At 73.2% G+C, this 17,564-nt stretch carries 16 protein-coding genes; 8 read left to right on the forward strand and 8 right to left on the reverse strand.

Going from position 1 to position 17,564, the window contains the following annotated elements; translation table 11 throughout:
* Positions 1-4: 4 nt before the first annotated feature.
* Positions 5-574: an RNA polymerase sigma factor gene (locus AB0B55_RS18110; RefSeq protein ID WP_357129221.1), complete on the forward strand. Its 570-nt coding sequence runs from the start codon at positions 5-7 to the stop codon at positions 572-574.
* An 18-nt stretch (positions 575-592) separates the two neighbouring features.
* A complete protein-coding gene (locus tag AB0B55_RS18115) occupies positions 593-1,528 on the forward strand; it encodes a CU044_5270 family protein (RefSeq protein WP_357129218.1) in 936 nt (311 codons plus the stop codon).
* Between the two features lie 45 nt (positions 1,529-1,573).
* Here the strand turns inward: AB0B55_RS18115 and AB0B55_RS18120 are convergent, their stop codons facing one another.
* The gene (locus tag AB0B55_RS18120) at positions 1,574-1,921 is read right to left on the reverse strand and encodes a MerR family transcriptional regulator (RefSeq protein ID WP_357129215.1); all 348 of its coding nucleotides are present in this window, start codon (positions 1,919-1,921) and stop codon (positions 1,574-1,576) included.
* 57 nt (positions 1,922-1,978) lie between these two features.
* Between AB0B55_RS18120 and AB0B55_RS18125 the strand changes: the two genes are divergently transcribed.
* Both AB0B55_RS18125 and AB0B55_RS18130 read left to right on the forward strand, forming a co-directional pair.
* Positions 1,979-2,551, forward strand: a complete 573-nt coding sequence (locus AB0B55_RS18125) for an NAD(P)H-dependent oxidoreductase (RefSeq protein ID WP_357129212.1) — start codon at positions 1,979-1,981, stop codon at positions 2,549-2,551.
* 9 nt (positions 2,552-2,560) lie between these two features.
* Positions 2,561-4,087, forward strand: a complete 1,527-nt coding sequence (locus tag AB0B55_RS18130) for a DHA2 family efflux MFS transporter permease subunit (RefSeq protein WP_357129209.1) — start codon at positions 2,561-2,563, stop codon at positions 4,085-4,087.
* Here AB0B55_RS18130 and hemB read toward each other — a convergent pair.
* The 5 genes from hemB to AB0B55_RS18155 are packed head-to-tail and all read right to left on the reverse strand — an operon-like array spanning position 4,038 to position 9,751.
* On the reverse strand, positions 4,038-5,021 hold the full coding sequence (gene hemB / locus AB0B55_RS18135) for a porphobilinogen synthase (RefSeq protein ID WP_357129206.1): 984 nt from the start codon (positions 5,019-5,021) through the stop codon (positions 4,038-4,040). The two genes, AB0B55_RS18130 and hemB, sit on opposite strands and share 50 nt — an antisense overlap.
* Positions 5,022-5,044: 23 nt before the next feature.
* Positions 5,045-6,625 carry a uroporphyrinogen-III synthase gene (locus tag AB0B55_RS18140; RefSeq protein ID WP_357129203.1) on the reverse strand — a complete coding sequence of 527 codons (1,581 nt, stop codon included), beginning with the start codon at positions 6,623-6,625 and terminating at the stop codon, positions 5,045-5,047.
* A complete protein-coding gene (hemC, locus tag AB0B55_RS18145) occupies positions 6,622-7,590 on the reverse strand; it encodes a hydroxymethylbilane synthase (protein WP_357129200.1) in 969 nt (322 codons plus the stop codon). Before hemC ends, AB0B55_RS18140 begins: the two co-directional genes overlap by 4 nt.
* Positions 7,587-8,984 (reverse strand): glutamyl-tRNA reductase, encoded by a 1,398-nt coding sequence (locus AB0B55_RS18150; RefSeq protein ID WP_357172328.1) that lies wholly within the window; start codon positions 8,982-8,984, stop codon positions 7,587-7,589. Before AB0B55_RS18150 ends, hemC begins: the two co-directional genes overlap by 4 nt.
* Positions 8,981-9,751, reverse strand: a complete 771-nt coding sequence (locus AB0B55_RS18155; protein WP_357129194.1) for a redox-sensing transcriptional repressor Rex — start codon at positions 9,749-9,751, stop codon at positions 8,981-8,983. Before AB0B55_RS18155 ends, AB0B55_RS18150 begins: the two co-directional genes overlap by 4 nt.
* Before the next feature lie 483 nt (positions 9,752-10,234).
* Here AB0B55_RS18155 and AB0B55_RS18160 point away from each other — a divergent pair, with 483 nt between their 5' ends.
* The gene (locus AB0B55_RS18160; RefSeq protein WP_357129191.1) at positions 10,235-11,536 is read left to right on the forward strand and encodes a sensor histidine kinase; all 1,302 of its coding nucleotides are present in this window, start codon (positions 10,235-10,237) and stop codon (positions 11,534-11,536) included.
* 41 nt (positions 11,537-11,577) lie between these two features.
* Positions 11,578-12,234 carry a response regulator transcription factor gene (locus AB0B55_RS18165; protein ID WP_357129188.1) on the forward strand — a complete coding sequence of 219 codons (657 nt, stop codon included), beginning with the start codon at positions 11,578-11,580 and terminating at the stop codon, positions 12,232-12,234.
* Here AB0B55_RS18165 and AB0B55_RS18170 read toward each other — a convergent pair.
* A complete protein-coding gene (locus tag AB0B55_RS18170) occupies positions 12,215-12,880 on the reverse strand; it encodes an HAD hydrolase-like protein (protein WP_357172331.1) in 666 nt (221 codons plus the stop codon). The two genes, AB0B55_RS18165 and AB0B55_RS18170, sit on opposite strands and share 20 nt — an antisense overlap.
* 17 nt (positions 12,881-12,897) lie before the next feature.
* Entirely contained in the window at positions 12,898-14,766 is a 1,869-nt protein-coding gene (locus tag AB0B55_RS18175) for an AMP-binding protein (protein ID WP_357172334.1), read from the reverse strand.
* A gap of 594 nt (positions 14,767-15,360) precedes the next feature.
* Between AB0B55_RS18175 and AB0B55_RS18180 the strand changes: the two genes are divergently transcribed.
* Both AB0B55_RS18180 and AB0B55_RS18185 read left to right on the forward strand, forming a co-directional pair.
* Positions 15,361-16,314 (forward strand): ECF subfamily RNA polymerase sigma factor, BldN family, encoded by a 954-nt coding sequence (locus AB0B55_RS18180; RefSeq protein ID WP_357129178.1) that lies wholly within the window; start codon positions 15,361-15,363, stop codon positions 16,312-16,314.
* 288 nt (positions 16,315-16,602) lie between these two features.
* Positions 16,603-17,481: a DUF5667 domain-containing protein gene (locus AB0B55_RS18185; protein WP_357172337.1), complete on the forward strand. Its 879-nt coding sequence runs from the start codon at positions 16,603-16,605 to the stop codon at positions 17,479-17,481.
* The last annotated feature ends 83 nt before the right edge of the window (positions 17,482-17,564 follow it).

Raw genomic sequence — 17,564 nt, forward strand, 5'->3', positions numbered from 1 at the left:
GCCTGTGAACAGCCCGAGCCCCGGCGGGGACGACCTGACCATCATCGGTACGGATCCGGCCGCTTTCGAACGCTTCTACCGTCGGCACGTCGAGACGATCGGCCGGTTCGTGGCCCGCCGCGTCGACGACCCACACACCGCCGCAGACCTCACCGCTGAGGTGTTCCTGGCGGTGATCGACTCCGCAGCCGGTTACCGGCCCGAGCGCGGCAACGAACTGGCCTGGCTCTTCGGTGTAGCCCGGAACGTCATCGCTGCCGAGCACCGCCGGGCGACCCGACTTATGCGGGCCGGCGGTCGGCTGGCGGGACGACGGCTGTTGGACGCGGACGACATCGCCCGGATCGAGGAGCGCATCGACGCGGAATCGCTGGCCCGGCGCACCTACCGGGCTCTCGGAGGGCTGCCGGAGCACACCCGCGCCCTGCTGGAACTCGTCGCCGTGGATGGTCTGTCCCTTACCGACGCGGCCGGTGCGCTCGGGATCTCCCCGGTCGCCGCCCGGGTCCGCGTGCACCGGGCCCGTCGGGCGATCCGCCTCGCGCTCGCCACGTCCGAATCCGCGCTGGTCTGACCCGGAGGAATGAGCGCCATGACCCACACCGAGAAGCCACTGGGCACCTTCGAGGAACGACTCCTCACCGAACTGCGGGAGCACATCGCCACCCGGTCCCCCGACACGGCCTCGATCGCGCCTGCGGTCCGTACGCCCCGCCGGAACCTCCGGTGGCGCGCACCGGGCTGGCGGCTGGCGGGCATCGGCGGGCTGGTCGCCCTGCTGACCGCCGGCGGGCTGCTGACCCAGACGCTCGGCGACGCCCCGCCGACGGCGAGCGCGGCGGAGGTCCTGACCGCAGCGGCGGGTTCGGCCCGTCAGCAGCCCGACCTGGTGGCCCGCCCCGGCCAGTACCTCTTCGTCGAACTGCGACTCACCTACCGGGAGCGGCCGACCGCCGGCCCGTACGTCGTCGAGCGGCTCCAACGCTGGGTGCCGGTCGGTGACGGCACGACCTGGCAGCAGCGACGGCGGCTGGAGAGCCGCCCCGACGAGTGGCGTACCGACGACGTCTCGGACATGTCACCGCCGCCCGGCTACTTCCAGGGCCTGCCCACGGAGCCGGAGCAGATGGTCCGCTACCTGCGGGACCATCCGGTCCCCGTGGACCTGCCCGCCGGGGCGGACCTGGAGGCCATCAGGAACAACCCCACCGCGATCTTCGGCGACGGCACCTGGATGCTGGAGGGCTACGTGCCGCCCCAATCACGCGGCGCGCTGTTCGAGGCGATGGCCCAGGTGCCCGGGGCCACCGTGCTGTCCGGCGAGGTTCGGGACGCGGCCGGCCGGCGGGGGGTGGCGTTGCGGACGCCGGGCGTGATCGGCGCGCACCTCGACCTGATCTTCGACCGGGAAACCCACGCCTACCTCGGCAGCCGCCGTCTTCTGGTGCGCGACGGCCGGGAGATGCCCTACACGAGCACCGCCGTCACCCGGATCGCGGTGGTCGAGCGGCCGGGACGCCTGCCCTGATCGTCATGGCGCGCGGGCGACCAGCGGACTGCGGACCGGGCGGAGTCAGAGGTCGCAGAGGCGGCGACCGGAGCCGATGTCGTCGAGCGCCGCGTGCAGGTCGCGGATGCGCCGCTCGGCCTCGGCGGTCAGCCGATCGTGCAGGCCCTGCCAGTCGGCCGGCTGGGGGTCGGGGGGCAGGGCCGCGAGCAGTTCGCGGATCTCGTTGACGGTCAGACCGATGCGCTGGGCCACCCGGGCCACCCTGATCCGGCAGGCCGCGTCGACGTCGAAGCGCCGCTGGTTGCCGCCCGTACGGGCAGCCGTGATGAGTCCCTGCCGCTCGTAGAACCGCACGGCGGAGCCGCTGACGCCGCTCTCCCGGGCCACCTCGCCGACCGTCAACGCGCCCATCGTCATTCCCCCGCCGCCATTGACTTCATCATTACTTCAAGTCCTAGCGTCCGAGGCATGACTACGCAAGAGAACACCGCACCGACCGTCGCCGTGCTCGTCGGGAGCGTCCGGCAACCTCGGGTGGGCCGCTCGATCGCCGACTGGTTCGTCGCGCACGGGAGCCGCCGCGCGGACCTGGACCTGGACCTCGTCGACCTCGCCGAGGTGGCGCTACCGTTCGCCGACACCCCTCCCGGCGGCAATTCGACCAGCCCCATCAGTGCCCGCCTGGCCGCCGCCGACGCGTTCGTGGTGGTGACGCCCGAGTACAACCACAGCTTCCCGGCCGCCCTGAAGAACGCCATCGACTGGCACTACCGGGAGTGGGCCCGCAAGCCGGTGGCCTTCGTGTCGTACGGCGCCAGCTCCGGCGGCATCCGCGCGGTGGAGCAGCTCCGGCTGGTCTTCGCCGAGGTGCAGGCCGCCACGACCCGCTCCGGGGTGGTGCTCCGGGCGCCCTGGGAACGACTCGACGCCGACGGGCGGCTGGTCGACGACGAGCCGCTGCGGCAGGCGGCCGACGCCACGCTCAGCGAGCTGGCCTGGTGGGCCGAGGCGCTGCGCACCGCCCGCCGGGTCCGGCCCTGAACAGACGACATGGACACGTCTGCGCGACGGCTCGGCTGGTACCTGACCCTGGGTGGCCTGCTCGCGGTGATCGACACCACGGTCACCGTGGTGGCCCTGCCGAGGCTGGTCGACGACCTCGACACCAACCTCACCACGATCGGCTGGGTCACCAGCGGCTACGCGCTCGCCCTGGTCGCGGTGATGCCCACCGCGGCCTGGGCGATCAGTCGCTTCGGCGCCCGCCGCACCTACCTGACCGCGCTGCTGCTGTTCACCGCCGGTTCCGTGTTGGCCGGGGCCGCCTGGAGCGTCGGGTCGCTGATCGCGTTCCGGGTGCTGCAGGGGCTGGGGGGCGGACTGCTCAACCCGGTCGGGATGGCCGTCGCGCTCGCCGCGGTTCCGCCGGGACGGCGCGGGCGGATGATGAGCCTGCTCGGTCTTCCGGTACTGGTCGGGCCGCTCATCGGGCCGGTGCTGGGTGGGCTGCTGCTCGATCACGCGTCCTGGCGGTGGATCTTCTGGATCAACCTGCCGGTGGGGCTGGTGGCGATGGTGCTCGGCCGGTCGGTGCTGCCGGTCGCCGATGCGGGACGAGCACCGGTCCGGCTGGACGTCGTCGGGCTGCTGCTGCTCTGCCCCGGGCTGGCGCTGGCGGTGTACGGCCTCAGCGTCACCGGCGAGCGGGGTGGGGTCGGCACCGCCTCCGTGCTGCTGCCGTTCGCGTTCGGCGTCCTGCTGGTGGTCGCCTTCGCCGTGCGGGCCGGCCGGGTCCGGCAGCCACTGCTGCGCCTGGCGGTGCTGCGCGCGCCGGGGATGACCCCCGGCGCCGCGACGGTGGCCCTCTTCGCCGCCGGATACTTCGGCTCGTTCCTGATCCTCCCGGCCTACGTGCAGGTGGTACGCGGTGACTCGGCCACCCTGGCCGGGGTGATCGGCATCCCGCAGGCGCTGACCACCGGGCTGACGCTCCAGGTCGCGACCCGGCTCGTCGATCGCGTCTCGGCGCGGCGGGTGGTCGGGCTGGGCATCTGCACCGCCGTGGCCGGCACGGTGGTCCGGGTGCTGGTGCTCGACGCCGACACGTCGTACCCATTGCTGGCCGCGCTGGGCGCGGTCATCGGCCTGGGCATGGGTGCCACGCTGATGCCGACGATGACGGCGGCCAGCCGGTCGCTTCCGCCCGACGACGTGCCGTCCGGCTCCACCCTGCTCACCACGGTGTCACACACCTCGGTCGCGGCCGGCACCGCGCTGATCGCCGCCGTCCTGTCCTTCCTCACCGACCGGGTGGCCCCGAGCCTGGGCGGCGGGGGCATCACGGCGGCCGGCCGGCTCGACCCGGCCGGACGGCTCGACCTCGCGCCGGAACTGGCGCTGGCCACCCGGCTCGCGCTGGCGGTCTCGGCCGTGCTGTTGGCGCTCGCCTGGCTGACCAGCCGGCGACTTCCGACCACCGTCGCGGGCGCCGACGAGGCGGTTGGCCCGGGCGGAGCCGGGGAGCCGCTCAGTAACGCTGGCGGAGCAGACCGGCGGCCTCGACCGCCCAGTAGGTGAGGATGATCTGCGCGCCGGCCCGCTTGATCGAGGTGAGGGTCTCCATCATCACCCGCTCCCGGTCGATCCAGCCGTTCGCGGCGGCGGCCTCGACAGTCGCGTACTCGCCGGAGACCTGGTAGGCGGCGACCGGGACGTCCACCGCGGCCCGGACCGCCGACACCACGTCGAGGTAGGGCAGCGCCGGCTTGACCATCACCATGTCGGCGCCCTCGGCGATGTCGAGAGCCACCTCGCGCAGCGACTCACGCACGTTCGCCGGGTCCTGCTGGTAGCTGCGCCGGTCACCCTCCAGCGCCGACTCCACGGCGTCGCGGAACGGGCCGAAGAACGCCGAGGCGTACTTCACGGCGTACGCCAGCACCGCCACGTCCTGGTGCCCGGCGGCGTCGAGCGCCCGGCGTACCACCCCGACCTGGCCGTCCATCATCCCGGACGGCCCGACCACGTCGACCCCGGCGGCGGCCTGGGCCACCGCCATCTCGGCGTAGGCGGCCAGGGTGGCGTCGTTGTCGACGTCGCCGTCCGGGGCGAGCACCCCGCAGTGCCCGTGCGAGGTGAACTCGTCCAGGCACAGGTCACTCATCACGACGGTGGCGTCACCGACCTCGGCCACCACGTCGCGGATGGCGACGTTCAGGATGCCGTTCGGGTCGATGCCGCCGGACCCGGTGGGGTCCCGCTGCTCGGGGACCCCGAAGAGCATGATCCCGCCGACGCCGGCCTGCACGGCCTCGGCCGCCGCCTTGCGCAGCGAGTCCCGGGAGTGCTGAAGCACCCCCGGGAGCGACGCGATCGCCCGTGGCTCGGTCAACCCTTCCTTGACGAACATCGGCACGACCAACTCGGCCGGGTCGACCCGGGTCTCGGACACCAGCCGGCGGATCGCGGGGGTGCGGCGCAGACGGCGGGGCCGGATCTCGGGATACGACATGGAAGGGTCCTCCTGAACGACGACTACCGGAAGCGCAGGGCGGTCGGCCCCTGCACCTTCGAGCCGCGGCGCTGCTTGGCCGGCATGGCGGCCAGCTTCTCGCGCAACTCGACGGCGTAGGCGGCGAGCGCCTCCACCAGGTCGGGCACCGAGGCGTGCGGCGGCTGGACGTCGACCCGAAGGCCGAACTCCGTCGCGGTCTCCGCCGTCTTGGGCCCGATCACGGCAACAACCGTGCGCGCGTGCGGCTTCCCGGCGATGCCGACGAGGTTCCGCACGGTCGAAGAAGACGTGAAGAGCACCGCGTCGAACCCGCCCGACTTGATCGCGTCCCGGATCTCGGCCGGCGGCGGCGCAGCCCGCACCGTCCGGTACGCGGTCACGTCGTCGACCTCCCAGCCGCGCTCGGTGAGCCCGGCGGCGAGCGTCTCGGTGGCGATGTCGGCGCGCGGCAGCAGCACCCGACCGACCGGGTCGAGGATCTCGTCGTGCGGCGAGAACTCGGCCAGCAGCCCTTCGGAGGACTGCTCCCCGGCGGGGATCAGCTCCGGCTGGATACCGAACGCGCGCACCGCGTCGGCGGTCGCCTCGCCGATACAGGCGATCTTGACGCCACCGAAGTGCCGGGCGTCCAGGCCGTGCTCGGCGAACTTCTCCCAGACCGCGCGAACCGCGTTCACCGAAGTGAAGATCACCCAGGCGTACCGGCCGTCGACCAGGCCCTTGACCGCCCGCTCCATCTGCGCCGGGGTACGCGGCGGCTCGACCGCGATGGTCGGCACCTCGCACGGGATCGCCCCGTACGCGCGCAGCCGTGCGCTCATCACGCCGGCCTGCTCCTTGGTCCGGGGAACCAGCACCTTCCAGCCGTACAGCGGGCGGTTCTCCCACCAGCTCAGCTTGTCGCGCTGCCCCACCCCGACACCGACGGTGAGCACCACCCGGCCGGTGAAGCCGAGCGCGGCGGCCACGAAGCTGTCCACGGTCGACGTGGTCGTGTACTGGGTCTCGCCGGTGCCGTCACCGGTCACCCCGACACCGGTGGTGCCGTCGACCCCGGCGGCCAGCAGCCCGTCCCGGACGGCCGCGAGGTCACCGGCGTCCACCGCGAGCGCGAGCGAGCCCCGGCCGACGGCGGCGGCCAGCGCCTCGAAGTCCAGCGCGCTGACGTCCTCGACGTCGGCGGCGGTACGCACACCCGGCAGCGGAACACCCGCGTAGGTGGCCACACCCTCGGCCTGACCGACGCCGGGCACCACCTCGAAGTGGGCGGCGGTACGGGCGACGGCCTGCACCTCCTTGACCACCGAGTCGTGGCCGAACGGGTCACCGGCGACCAGGTGCACCGCGTTCAGCCCGGACCGGGCGGCGGAGATCAGCACCTTCGCCACGTCCCCCGGGGCGCCTTCGGCCGGGGTGAACTCGGCGTCGTCCCGGGCCTCGGCGCGCACGGCGGCGAGCAGCGACTCCGGTACTCCCCGGTCGTAGATCACCTGGTCGGCGTCGACCAGGGCGTCGTGCGCCCGGCGGGTCAGCAGACCTGGGTCGCCGGGGCCCGCCCCGACGAACGCGATACGGCCGACGGGCTTACGGGTGCGGGTCATTCTGTGCTCCCAAATTGCTGGGTCCCCGGGCCGGTGTGTCCTTCGTGGCCGAGGATCGAGTCGGCGCCGAGGTCGAGGAGTTCGGCGGCGAGTGCCTTACCGATCTCCGCAGCGTCGGCGGGCGTTCCGGTGCGGGACAGCCGGATGTCACGAGTGCCGTCCGGGCTGATCACCGCCCCGCGCAGGTAGATCTCGTCACCGTTCTCGCCTTCGGCGAGTTCGGCGTAGGCGGCGACGGGTGCGCTGCACCCGGCCTCCAGGGTGGCCAGCAACGCGCGTTCCGCGATGACCGCGGCGTGCGACGGTGCGTGGTCGAGCGTTCCGAGCAGCTCGACCAGATCCTGGTCGTCGACCCGGCACTCCACTGCCAGCGCGCCCTGGGCGGGCGCGGGCAGCATCAGCATCGGGTCCAGCGTCTCGGTGATCACGTCGGCCCGACCGATCCGGGCCAGGCCGGCCCGGGCCAGGACGACCGCGTCGAGGTCGGCATCGGGGCCGAGCACCCGCGCCAGGCGGGTGTCGATGTTGCCGCGGATCGGGGTGACCTCCAGTTGCAGGCCGAGCGCGTGCAACTGGGCGATCCGGCGCAGCGCGCCGGTGCCCACCGTGGCGCCGGGCGGCAGTTCGGCGAGCGTCTGGCCACCGCGGGCGATCAGTGCGTCGCGCGGATCCTGCCGGGGCGGCACCGCCGCGATGTGCAGCCCGCCGGCGGCGGCCGTGGGCAGGTCCTTGTACGAGTGCACCGCGAAGTCGATCGTCCCGGCGGTCAGCGCGTCGCGCAGCGCGGAGACGAACACTCCGACGCCGAGCCGGTGCACCGGCGCGCTGGAGCGGTCGCCCGCGGTGACCACCTCGACCAGCTCGACCGGGCGGCCGGTGGCGGCGGTCACGGCCTCGGCGACCTGGCCGGACTGGGCCATCGCCAGGGTGCTGCCCCGGGTACCGAGGCGCAGGGGGGCGGTCATCGCGCACCTCCGGTGGGCGGGACGGGGTCGGTGGCGTCCGAGCCGGGCGCCGGGTCGTCTTCGGCGGCCGGCCTGCCGATCTCGGGGCTCAGCACGTCGGGGACGGTGTCCACCGGTGAGGTCTGTGGCACCTGCAGGTCGAACAGCTCACGCAGCAGGGCGGCGTACTGGTCGCCACCGGGCTCGGCGGCGAGCTGGCGGACCTTGACGGTGGGCTGGTGCAGCAGCCGCTGCACCACGCGGTGCACCGTACGGGCCACCTCGGCGCGCAGGTCGTCGCCGAGGTCGGGACGGCGCTGGGCCAGCCGACGCAGCTCGGTGGCGACGACGTCGTCGGCGCGACCCCGCAGCGCCGCCACGGTGGGCGCCACGTCGGCGCCGCGCAGCCAGGTGAGGAAGCCCTCCACCTCGCCCGTCACGATTCCTTCGACGGCGGCGGCGTCCGCCGCGGCCGGACCGTCGGCGAGCAGCGCCGCCATCCGGTCGATGTCGATCACCTCGACGCCGGCCAGGTCGGCGACGCCCTCCTCGACGTCGCGCGGAACGGCCAGGTCGAGCAGGACCAGCGGGCCCCGGGCCGGGTCGCGCTCGGCGAGCGCGGCCCCGACGACCGTCCGGGTGAGGACCGGTTCGGTGGACGCGGTGGCGGCCACTACGATGTCCACTGTGGAGAGCGTGGCGGCCAGTTCGGTCATCGGCGCGGCGCCCGCACCGTACGACTCGGCGAGCCGGACGGCCCGGTCGATGCCCCGGTTGGTGACCGTGAGTGGCCCGGCGCCCAGCCGGGACAGCGTGGCCACCCCGAGCGAGCCCATCGCACCGGCCCCGATCACCAGAGCCGGGTGGCCGGCGAGATCACCGTCGAGGTGCCCGGCCGCCAACTCCAGCGCGGCGGTGACGACGCTCTGGCCGGCCCGGTCGATGCCGGTCTCGGCGTGGGCCCGCTTGCCGACGCGCAGCGCCTGCTGCATCAGCTCGTGCAGCAGCCGGCCGGCCGAGTCGGCGCCGGTGGCCCAGTGGTACGCGTCGCGCAACTGGCCGAGGATCTGCGCCTCGCCCACGACCATGGAGTCCAGCCCCGTGGCGACGCGGAAGACGTGGTCCACGGCGGCGGTGTCGTAGTGGACGTACAGGTGGTTGGCGAGCGCCGCCGGGGTGCTGCCGGCCTGCTCGCCCAGGACGGCGCAGATGTCGCCGAGCCCGCCGTGGAAACCGGACACGGCGGCGTACACCTCCACCCGGTTGCAGGTGGAGACGAGCACCGCCTCGCTCACGTACGGCTGAGCGACCAGGCGGTCCAGGGTGCGGGTGAGGTCGGCGGGGGGCACGGCCAGCTGCTCCAGCGTGGCGACCGGGGCGGTCCGGTAGGACGCGCCGACGACGAGCAGTTTCACGTGCCGATCGCCTCCTGGGTGTCGGTGGCCGCGAGACCGCCGGGCAGGGCGGTGAGAGCGGACCCGCCGGTGGCGGGCAGCGCGGTCAGCGACGCCTTACGGTGCTCGTGGAAGGACAGAATCTGCAGCTCGATGGCGAGGTCGACCTTGCGCACGTCGACCCCCTCCGGAACAGAGAGTACGCACGGCGCGAAGTTGAGGATGCTCGTCACGCCGACCGCGACCAGCTGATCGGCGACCCGCTGGGCGGCCGGGGCGGGGGTGGCGATCACGCCGATCGCGATGGACTCCTGGGCGGCGACCGCGGGCAGGTCGTCGACATGCCGGACCACCAGCCCGTTGATCTCCTCGCCGACCCGCGAGGGATCGGCGTCGAACAGTGCGGCGATCCGGAAGCCCCGGCTGGCGAACCCGTCGTAGCCGGCCAGGGCGTGACCGAGATTACCCACGCCGACCAGGGCGACAGCGCGACGCTGTGTGAGCCCGAGCACGTACTCGATCTGCTCGATCAGCAACGCGACGTCGTAGCCGACGCCCCGGGTGCCGTACGAGCCGAGGTGGGAGAGGTCCTTGCGGAGCTTCGCGGAGTTGACTCCGGCGGCCGCCGAGAGACCCTCACTGGAGATCGTTTCGTGGCCGACGTCGGCGAGGTTGTGCAGCGCGCGCAGGTATTCCGGGAGCCGAGCGACGGTCGCCTCGGGAAGGTCCGGAAGCGCCGGTACGGCACCGGCGCGGCCGGGCGCACCTGGCTGACGGTGCTGACTCATGAGACTCCGTGCGGTGCGATCCTCGGCCAACTCTGCTGGTCGGCCGCTTATGGACTCCCGCTGGCGACCGTGGTTTCCGGCTGTGCTAGCAGGGCGCGTCGGAACTACAGAGTAGGCGCTTGTGAAGACGTGCACAAATCGCGATCTTGCCGCTCCAGCCCGCGACCCCACCCGCCCCTCCATTCCACAAGATCGATTGAGCGCTCACCACCCGCGCGATTATTACTCAATCCCGACTTCTCTGACCAATCCCGCGCCCCACCCCCGTCCCCGCCCCCGCCCCCACCCCCGACCTCGCGATCTTGCACTTTCGGTCGTTCCATAACGTCCGCAGCTACGCAAATCATCGACAGCAACTGCAAGATCGGCGCGGGAATGGGCGGGAGCGTGGGTTCGGAGGACCGCGGGGTGGGGGCAGCACTACCGGGGAGAGACCAGGCTTCGGGATGGGGGGCGGGGCCGCGGCTGCCTAGCCTTTGAGCCATGACCGCCCTTGCCGCCACCAGCGACCGGCAGCCGCTGGCACGGAGCATCCCCCGCCAACTCTTCGTCGACTCCGGGTACGTGCTTCTCGGCCTGCCACTGGCAGTGGCCAGCTTCGTCGTCCTCATCGTCGGCCTCTCGGCGGGCCTCGGCCTGATGGTCACCGTGATCGGCCTGCCGATCCTCAGCGGCACGCTGTACGCCGCACGCGGGCTGGCCGACATCGAGCGGCTGCGGCTGCCCGCCGTACTCCGGCAGCCCCGGATCCGACCGCGCTACCGACTGCCGGAGGCGGGCGCGAGCGCCTGGCGGCGGATCTTCCTGCCGATGCGCGACGCGCAATCCTGGCTCGACCTGGCGCACGGAATCCTGCGGTTGATCGTGGCCCTGGCCACCTTCGTGGTCACCGTCTCCTGGTGGGTCGTCGCGATCGCCAACTCCTTCTACTGGGCGTACGACTGGGCCCTGCCCCGGCCGTCCGGAGACGACCAGGATCTGGCGCAACTCCTCGGCCTGGGTGACTCGACCACCGCCCGGATCGGGCTGAACACCGCGGTCGGCGTGTTCTTCCTGATCACCCTGCCGATCGTGGTGCGGGGCTGCGCGCTGCTCCAGGCCAGCTTCGCTCGGGCCCTGTTGACCGGGGTGGCCGAGATGCGGGACCGGATCACCGTGCTGGAGGAGCAGAAGCGGGCGGCGGTGTCCGCCGAGGCGTCCGCGCTGCGCCGGCTGGAACGTGACATCCACGACGGCCCGCAGCAGCGCCTGGTCCGACTCGCGATGGACCTGAGCCGGGCCCGGATGCAGCTCGCCTCCGACCCGGAGGAGGCCGGCCGGACCATCGACGAGGCGGTGACCCAGACCCGGGAAACCCTTGCCGAGTTGCGGGCGCTGTCGCGCGGCATCGCTCCACCGATTTTGGTCGACCGGGGTCTGCCCAGCGCGCTCGCCGCGCTCGCCGGTCGCGGGCTCATCCCCATCGAGCTCCAGGTCGACCAGCAGTTGGGCACGCGGGACGGCCGACTCGACCCGGCGGTGGAGAACACCGCGTACTTCGTGGTGGCCGAGGCGCTGACCAACATCGCCAAGCACAGTCGGGCCACCGAGGCCACGGTCGCCGTGGCCCGCCAGGGCACCCACCTCCAGGTACGGGTGGGCGACGACGGGCAGGGCGGCGCGCACCTGGCGAAGGGGCACGGGCTGGCCGGTATCGCCGACCGGGTGCGGGCGGCCGGCGGTGAGCTGGCCGTGGTCAGCCCGAACGGCGGCCCCACCGAGATCCGCGCCGAACTGCCGCTGTGAACCAACGCGACGGCGGTCCCGACGTGGTAGACACCACACCCATGCGCATTGTGATCGCCGACGACGCCGTCCTGCTCCGGGAGGGGCTGGTACGACTGCTGACCGAGAGCGGGCACCAGGTGGTGGCCGCCGTCGGGGACGGCGACGCGCTCGTCGAGGCGGTGGTCGAGCACCGGCCCGACGTGTCGATCGTCGACGTCCGGATGCCGCCGACCCACACCGACGAGGGGCTGCGGGCGGCGGTGCGGGCACGCCAACTGGTGCCGCGTACGCCGATCCTGGTGCTCTCCCAGTACGTCGAGGTGTCGTACGCCGATGATCTGCTCGCCACCACCGGCGGCGCCGGCGGCGGCGGGATCGGCTACCTGCTCAAGGACCGGGTGGCGGCGATCGACGAGTTCCTGGACGCGCTGCGCCGGGTGGCGGCCGGCGGCACGGTGCTCGACCCGGAGGTGGTCGGCCAGCTCTTCGCCCGACGCCGCCGCGACGACCCGCTGCGCGAGTTGACCCCGCGCGAGCGGGAGGTGCTCGCGCTGATGGCCGAGGGTCGGTCGAACACGGCCATCGCCCGCGCCCTGGTGGTCAGCGACGGCGCGGTGGAGAAGCACGTCCGCAACATCTTCACCAAGCTCACCCTCCCGCCGGACACCGAGCAGCATCGGCGGGTGCTGGCCGTCCTCACCTACCTGCGGAACTGACCACCCGGGCGGCCAGAGCCACCGCGTCGGTGAGGGTGTCGGCCACCGGGTGACCGGAGTCGCGCAGCCGGGCCGGGTCGGTGAACCCGCCGGTGTAGAGCACCGCGCGACCGCCGACCGCGAGGGCCGCGTCCGCGTCGTCGATGGAGTCGCCGATGAGGACGACCGCGCTGCCGTCCACCTCCAGCTCGGCCAGGTGCCGCCGCAGCGACTCGGCCTTGCGGTCGCCGCCGACCGTCGCCCGCAGACCGTCGACCCGGGTGAAGTGGCCGGTCAGCCCGTACGTGTGCACCGTGGGCACCAGCTCCTCGTGGAACCACATGGAGAGCAGGCTCTGGCTGCCGTCCCAGGCGGCCATCGCGGTCCGCGCGTCGGCGGCCAGCTCGCAGGTGGTCAGCCCGTCGCGGTACGCGTCGTGGAAGATCCGGTCCAGCCGACCGAACGCCTCGTCGTCCACGGCCTGCCCGAGCACCTCGGCGTAGTAGTCGGCGATCGGCCGACGGAAGCGCGTCCGGTGCTCGTCGGAGGTGACGGTCGGCCCGCCCACGCTGGCGAACGCGGCGTTGGTGGCGGCCACCACCAGGCTGAGGTCGTTGAGCAGGGTGCCGTTCCAGTCCCAGACCAGGTGGGGGTGCGCAGGGGTCATCCGAGCACCCTAGGCCCTCAGAGCTGCGGCGTGGTCAGGTCCCGCAGCAGCCGATCCTCCTCCACCCGCCAGTAGCCGTGCTCCTTGCCGTCGAGCATCACCACCGGCAGCCGGTCCCCGTACTCCCGTTCCAGCTCCTCGTCGCCGGTGACGTCCCACTCGACCCACTTGTCGCCGGTGACCGCCACCACCCGGTCGAGCGCGGCCTTGGCGTCGTCGCACAGGTGGCAGCCGGGTCGGGTGATCAGGGCGAGCCGGGCGTCAGTGGCCATCGGGTACCTCCGTGCGGGCGTCGTCGGCGGATGCGGGCGATCCGGCCGGGCCGCCGACCGGAGCTGGGTCTTTCGTACCTTGCCGATCGCCGAGTGGGGCAGTGCGTCGACGAACTCGACGGCGGTCGGGCACTTGAACCGGGCCAGGTTCCGTGCGCAGTGTGCGAGCAACTCCTCGCCGCTGACCGGCCGCCCCGACGCCGGCACCACGTACGCCCGCACAGTCTCGCCGGTTCGCGGGTGCGGCACACCCAGTACCGCCGACTCGGCCACCCCGGGGTGCCCGGCGAGCACCAACTCGACCTCGTGCGGATAGACGTTGAAGCCGTTGACCAGGATCAGGTCGCCGAGTCGGTCCACCAGGTGCAGGTCGCCGTCGGAGTCGGCGTACGCGATGTCGCCGGTGCCCCACCAGCCGTCGGCGTCCGGACCGTCGCGGCCGTCCGGCCAGTAGCCGTCGAAGAGGTTGGGGCCGCGTACGACGATCTGCCCCGGGTCGGCGCCGGGGGCGACGTCGGAGATGTCCAGCTCGTCCGTGTCGTCGTCCGGGACGGCCTGGCCGTCGCGCCACAGGTCCACCGAGTCCGGCCCGACCAGGCGTAGCTGGACGCCGGGCAGCGGCCGCCCGATCGAGCCGGCCTTCGCCACCTTGCCGACCAGGGTGGAGGTGAGCACCGGCGCGGTCTCGGTGAGGCCGTAGCCGATGTGCACCGGGTGGCCGGTCGCCGCGGTGAAGCGCGCCGCGACCGCGGGTTCCAGGGGCGCCGCGCCGCACACCGCCACCCGTACCGACGCGGTCGCCGCGCGGACCGTGTCGGCGTCGGCCCAGGCCAGGAACGTCGACGGTACGCCGACCAGCACGCTGACCCGGTGCCGGGCGATCTCGGCGAGTCCCGCCGTCGGGTCCGGCTCGTCGAGCAGCACGCCGGCGGCACCATGGTGGACGACGGCGCCGAGCCCCGCATTGAGGCCGTACGCGTGGAACAGCGGCAGGGCCAGCAGCACCGTGTCGTCCGGGCCGACCACCGGCGGCTCGATGGCGTCGACCTGGTCGAGGTTGGCCAGCAGCGCGCGGTGGGAGAGCATCGCGCCCTTCGGACGGCCGGCGGTGCCCGACGTATAGAGCAGTACGGCGAGGTCGTCCCCGCCGCGGCGGGCCCGGGGACGCGGCCCGGGCTGCCCGGCGGTCGGCGGGGTGTCGTGCACGGCGGTGAGCGCCGGCAGATCGGCGGCCACCTCGGCGACCAGGCCGCGGACCCGCTCGGTGCCGATCAGCAGCGACGCGCCGGAGTCGGACAGCACGTGTCGCAGCTCCGGGGCGGTGAAGCCGGGGTTGACCGGCACCGCGACCAGTCCGGCCCGCAGCGCGCCGAGCCACCCGAGAACGAAGTCGGGGGTGTTGGTCAGCGCGATCGCCACCCGGGGCGGTGTGTCGCCCGGCTCGGTGGCCGGAACGGCGGAAGCCAGGCCGTACGCGGCGGCGGTCACCGCGGCGTCCAGTTCGGACCAGCTCACCTGCTGATCCCGCCAGTGCAGGGCGGGCCGGTCGCCGTGGTCGAGAGCCGCCCGGCGGACGCGGTCGGCGAGGTTCGGCGGGAAGTCCTGCACGGTCATCGAGTCTGGCACAGCCGCGGTCGACGGGCCACGCCTCGACGGGTCGACGGGCCATGCCTCGACGGCCGCGCGGCGACGGCCGCAGATCGTCCCGTCAACGGGACGCCCACCGTGCCACCGACGCACCGATCGAGTCCGGCTGATGGGACGGGCGACGCACCCGGTCAACGGTTCGGCCCAGCCGGTACGGCGGGTGGCGGGTACCGCTCAGCTGATCGGCCAATGTGCCGTCCGACCTGGGGATCCATGCTGGAACAACCGGTCGGTCGAAAGTCAAACGCACACGACGGACAACCGGTCCGCCGCCGGTGCGACACAGCGGGAAATACTTCCGCCTTGTGTAACGGACTTGCCACGCGCGGGTGACGTTGGCCCTATTATCACTCGGGTCGGCTCACCCCATTTGCCGTGAGTCGACACCCCTCAGCCCGAGGAGGCCCCCGTGCCTGTGAGCGCATTGGACCAGCACCTCAAGGGGAACTGCCGCCCGTCGGCACACCCCGGAACAGTCCTGCCCGACCGGCTACCCGGTCGGTCCGCACCGACGACCCGCAAACCGGCCCGTCCGGCCACCAAGGGGACGGGGGCGGCGCGATGACCACCTTCGGATACGCGGAACGTCCCGTCGGCCTGACCGGCCAGACGCCCCGCTCGCAGGTCAACGAACGGCCGGCAACCCGCGCGCCGCTGGGCGACCCGCACGCCGCGCTGCGGGGCGAGAGCCCCGCGCAGCGGACCCGCAACCGCCCCCACACCAACGAGCCTCCACCGAGACCGGCGGTCCCCGGTGGCAACGCGATGCCGACCGGCGGTCGGGTCGCCGCGCCGACCCGACCGACCATGCCGTCGCAGGGCCGCCGGGCCGGCGACGCCCCGGCGCCGGCCACCGACCCGGCGGCGGGCGAGACGGCGGTGATCCCGGCGGTTCCGGCCGCCACGCCGACCACGCCGACCGGTTTCCCGAGCCGTCCGGACCCGTCCGACCCGGCCACCGAGGTCTGGACGCTGGTCGAGCGCGCACAGGCCGGCGAGTCAGCGGCGTTCGGTCTCATCTACGACAGGTACGTGGACACCGTCTTCCGGTTCGTCTACTTCCGGGTGGGCAACCGTCAGCTCGCCGAGGATCTGACGTCGGACACGTTCCTGCGTGCCCTCAAGCGGATCGGGAGCTTCACCTGGCAGGGCCGCGATCTCGGCGCCTGGCTGGTGACCATCGCCCGCAACCTGGTCGCGGACCACTTCAAGTCCGGCCGGTACCGGCTGGAGGTCACCACGGGCGACGTGCTCGACGCCGACCGCGAGGATCGCGGCCCCGAGGGCAGCCCGGAAGCGGCGGTGGTCGAACACATCACCAATGTCGCCCTGCTCACCGCCGTCAAACAGCTCAACCCGGAGCAGCAGGAGTGCATCGTGCTCCGGTTCCTACAGGGCTTCTCGGTGGCCGAGACGGCCCGCGCCATGGGCAAGAACGAGGGTGCCATCAAGGCTCTGCAGTACCGGGCCGTCCGTGCGCTGGCCCGACTGCTGCCCGACGGTTTCCAACCGTGATTCGCTAGCCGCACCGACGAGCGTCGATCACTGTCTGCGCAGCTCAGGGCGGGTCTCACTCGGTGACGCCGATCACTTTCTGTGATTTCCGCCCCGCCCGGCCCGTAACCCGTGCCCGGTCCGCCGCGTTTCTCCGGGTGCGACCGGTGGATGTCCCGGCAGGGCCGGGGCACCGAGGTCCGCCCGGCAGGCCGGACGGCGCCTCACCTCCGTGGTGTCACAAACGCCGCCCGGTCGCCGTAAACACGGCGGCCGACCGGCCGTGACCAGCGAGAGGAGGTGCCTGCGGTGGATAACGACCTCTTCTCCCGCCGGCGTGCCGAGCGCTTCGCGCAACTTCTCGACGAGGCCAACGGCGGCCGGCGGCACCACGTGCGGTCCCGGGTGGACAGCCAGCTGGCGCCGCTCGTCGCGGTGGGCCATCGGATCAGCGCCGATCCTCCGACCGTCGAGGTGGATCCCGACTTCCGCACCGGCCTGCGGGCGATGCTGCTCGCCACCGCCGAGCGTGAGGGGATCGGCACGACCCCGGCGACCGCCGAGCCGGCCGCCCCGCGTGCCGCTACCACGAGCCGTGGCTCGTTGCTGCCGGCGGTCACCGCCCGGCGGGCCCGTGCCCGGGGAGCGATCCTGGTCGGCATCGCCGCCGGCGCCATCGCCGTCTCCGGCATCTCCGCCGCCAGCGAGAACGCCGTTCCCGGCGACGCGCTCTACGGAATGAAGCGGTCCACCGAGCGAGCGCAACTCGCCCTGGCCAGCTCGGACATCAGCCGTGGCCAGCTCTTCCTGGACTTCGCCCGGACCCGGCTCGGCGAGGCGGCCGAGCTGCGCGGCGACCGCATCGGCTACAGCGCTGTCCTCGACGACATGGACGCCGACACCCGGCAGGGCATCCGCCTGCTCACCGCCGCCGCTGTGCAGCGCGCCGAGCCGGCCAGCCTGGACGCCGTCAACACGTTCGTCGCCAGCCAGCGGCGGGCGGTGAACAACCTGCTCGACGGGGCCGGCCGGGCCGACCGGGAACGGACCCGGCGGTCGCTGGCCCTGCTGGACAGCATCCGGGAGCGGTCGGACGCGGTCCGCGCCGCCATCGCCTGCGGCCTGCCCGCGCCGACCGGCAGCGACACCCTCGGGCCCACCCCGAGCACCTGCCCCGGCACGCGCTGAGCCCACGACGAGACCGGGCCCACTGACCCGTACGGCGAAACCAGGCCCACGGACCCGCTGCGCGAGAGCGCACGACCGACCGG

It is taken from the genome of Micromonospora sp. NPDC049107, assembly GCF_040648595.1.
GTDB lineage: Bacteria > Actinomycetota > Actinomycetes > Mycobacteriales > Micromonosporaceae > Micromonospora.

Coding starts and splice junctions, on each gene's coding strand:
- AB0B55_RS18165 (WP_357129188.1), top strand. CDS start 11,578: ATGCGCATTGTGATCGCCGACGACGCCGTCCTGCTCCGGGAGGGGCTG.
- AB0B55_RS18175 (WP_357172334.1), bottom strand. CDS start 14,766: ATGACCGTGCAGGACTTCCCGCCGAACCTCGCCGACCGCGTCCGCCGG.
- AB0B55_RS18180 (WP_357129178.1), top strand. CDS start 15,361: ATGACCACCTTCGGATACGCGGAACGTCCCGTCGGCCTGACCGGCCAG.
- AB0B55_RS18130 (WP_357129209.1), top strand. CDS start 2,561: ATGGACACGTCTGCGCGACGGCTCGGCTGGTACCTGACCCTGGGTGGC.
- AB0B55_RS18170 (WP_357172331.1), bottom strand. CDS start 12,880: ATGACCCCTGCGCACCCCCACCTGGTCTGGGACTGGAACGGCACCCTG.
- hemB (WP_357129206.1), bottom strand. CDS start 5,021: ATGTCGTATCCCGAGATCCGGCCCCGCCGTCTGCGCCGCACCCCCGCG.
- AB0B55_RS18125 (WP_357129212.1), top strand. CDS start 1,979: ATGACTACGCAAGAGAACACCGCACCGACCGTCGCCGTGCTCGTCGGG.
- AB0B55_RS18115 (WP_357129218.1), top strand. CDS start 593: ATGACCCACACCGAGAAGCCACTGGGCACCTTCGAGGAACGACTCCTC.
- AB0B55_RS18155 (WP_357129194.1), bottom strand. CDS start 9,751: ATGAGTCAGCACCGTCAGCCAGGTGCGCCCGGCCGCGCCGGTGCCGTA.
- AB0B55_RS18140 (WP_357129203.1), bottom strand. CDS start 6,625: ATGACCCGCACCCGTAAGCCCGTCGGCCGTATCGCGTTCGTCGGGGCG.
- AB0B55_RS18160 (WP_357129191.1), top strand. CDS start 10,235: ATGACCGCCCTTGCCGCCACCAGCGACCGGCAGCCGCTGGCACGGAGC.
- hemC (WP_357129200.1), bottom strand. CDS start 7,590: ATGACCGCCCCCCTGCGCCTCGGTACCCGGGGCAGCACCCTGGCGATG.
- AB0B55_RS18120 (WP_357129215.1), bottom strand. CDS start 1,921: ATGGGCGCGTTGACGGTCGGCGAGGTGGCCCGGGAGAGCGGCGTCAGC.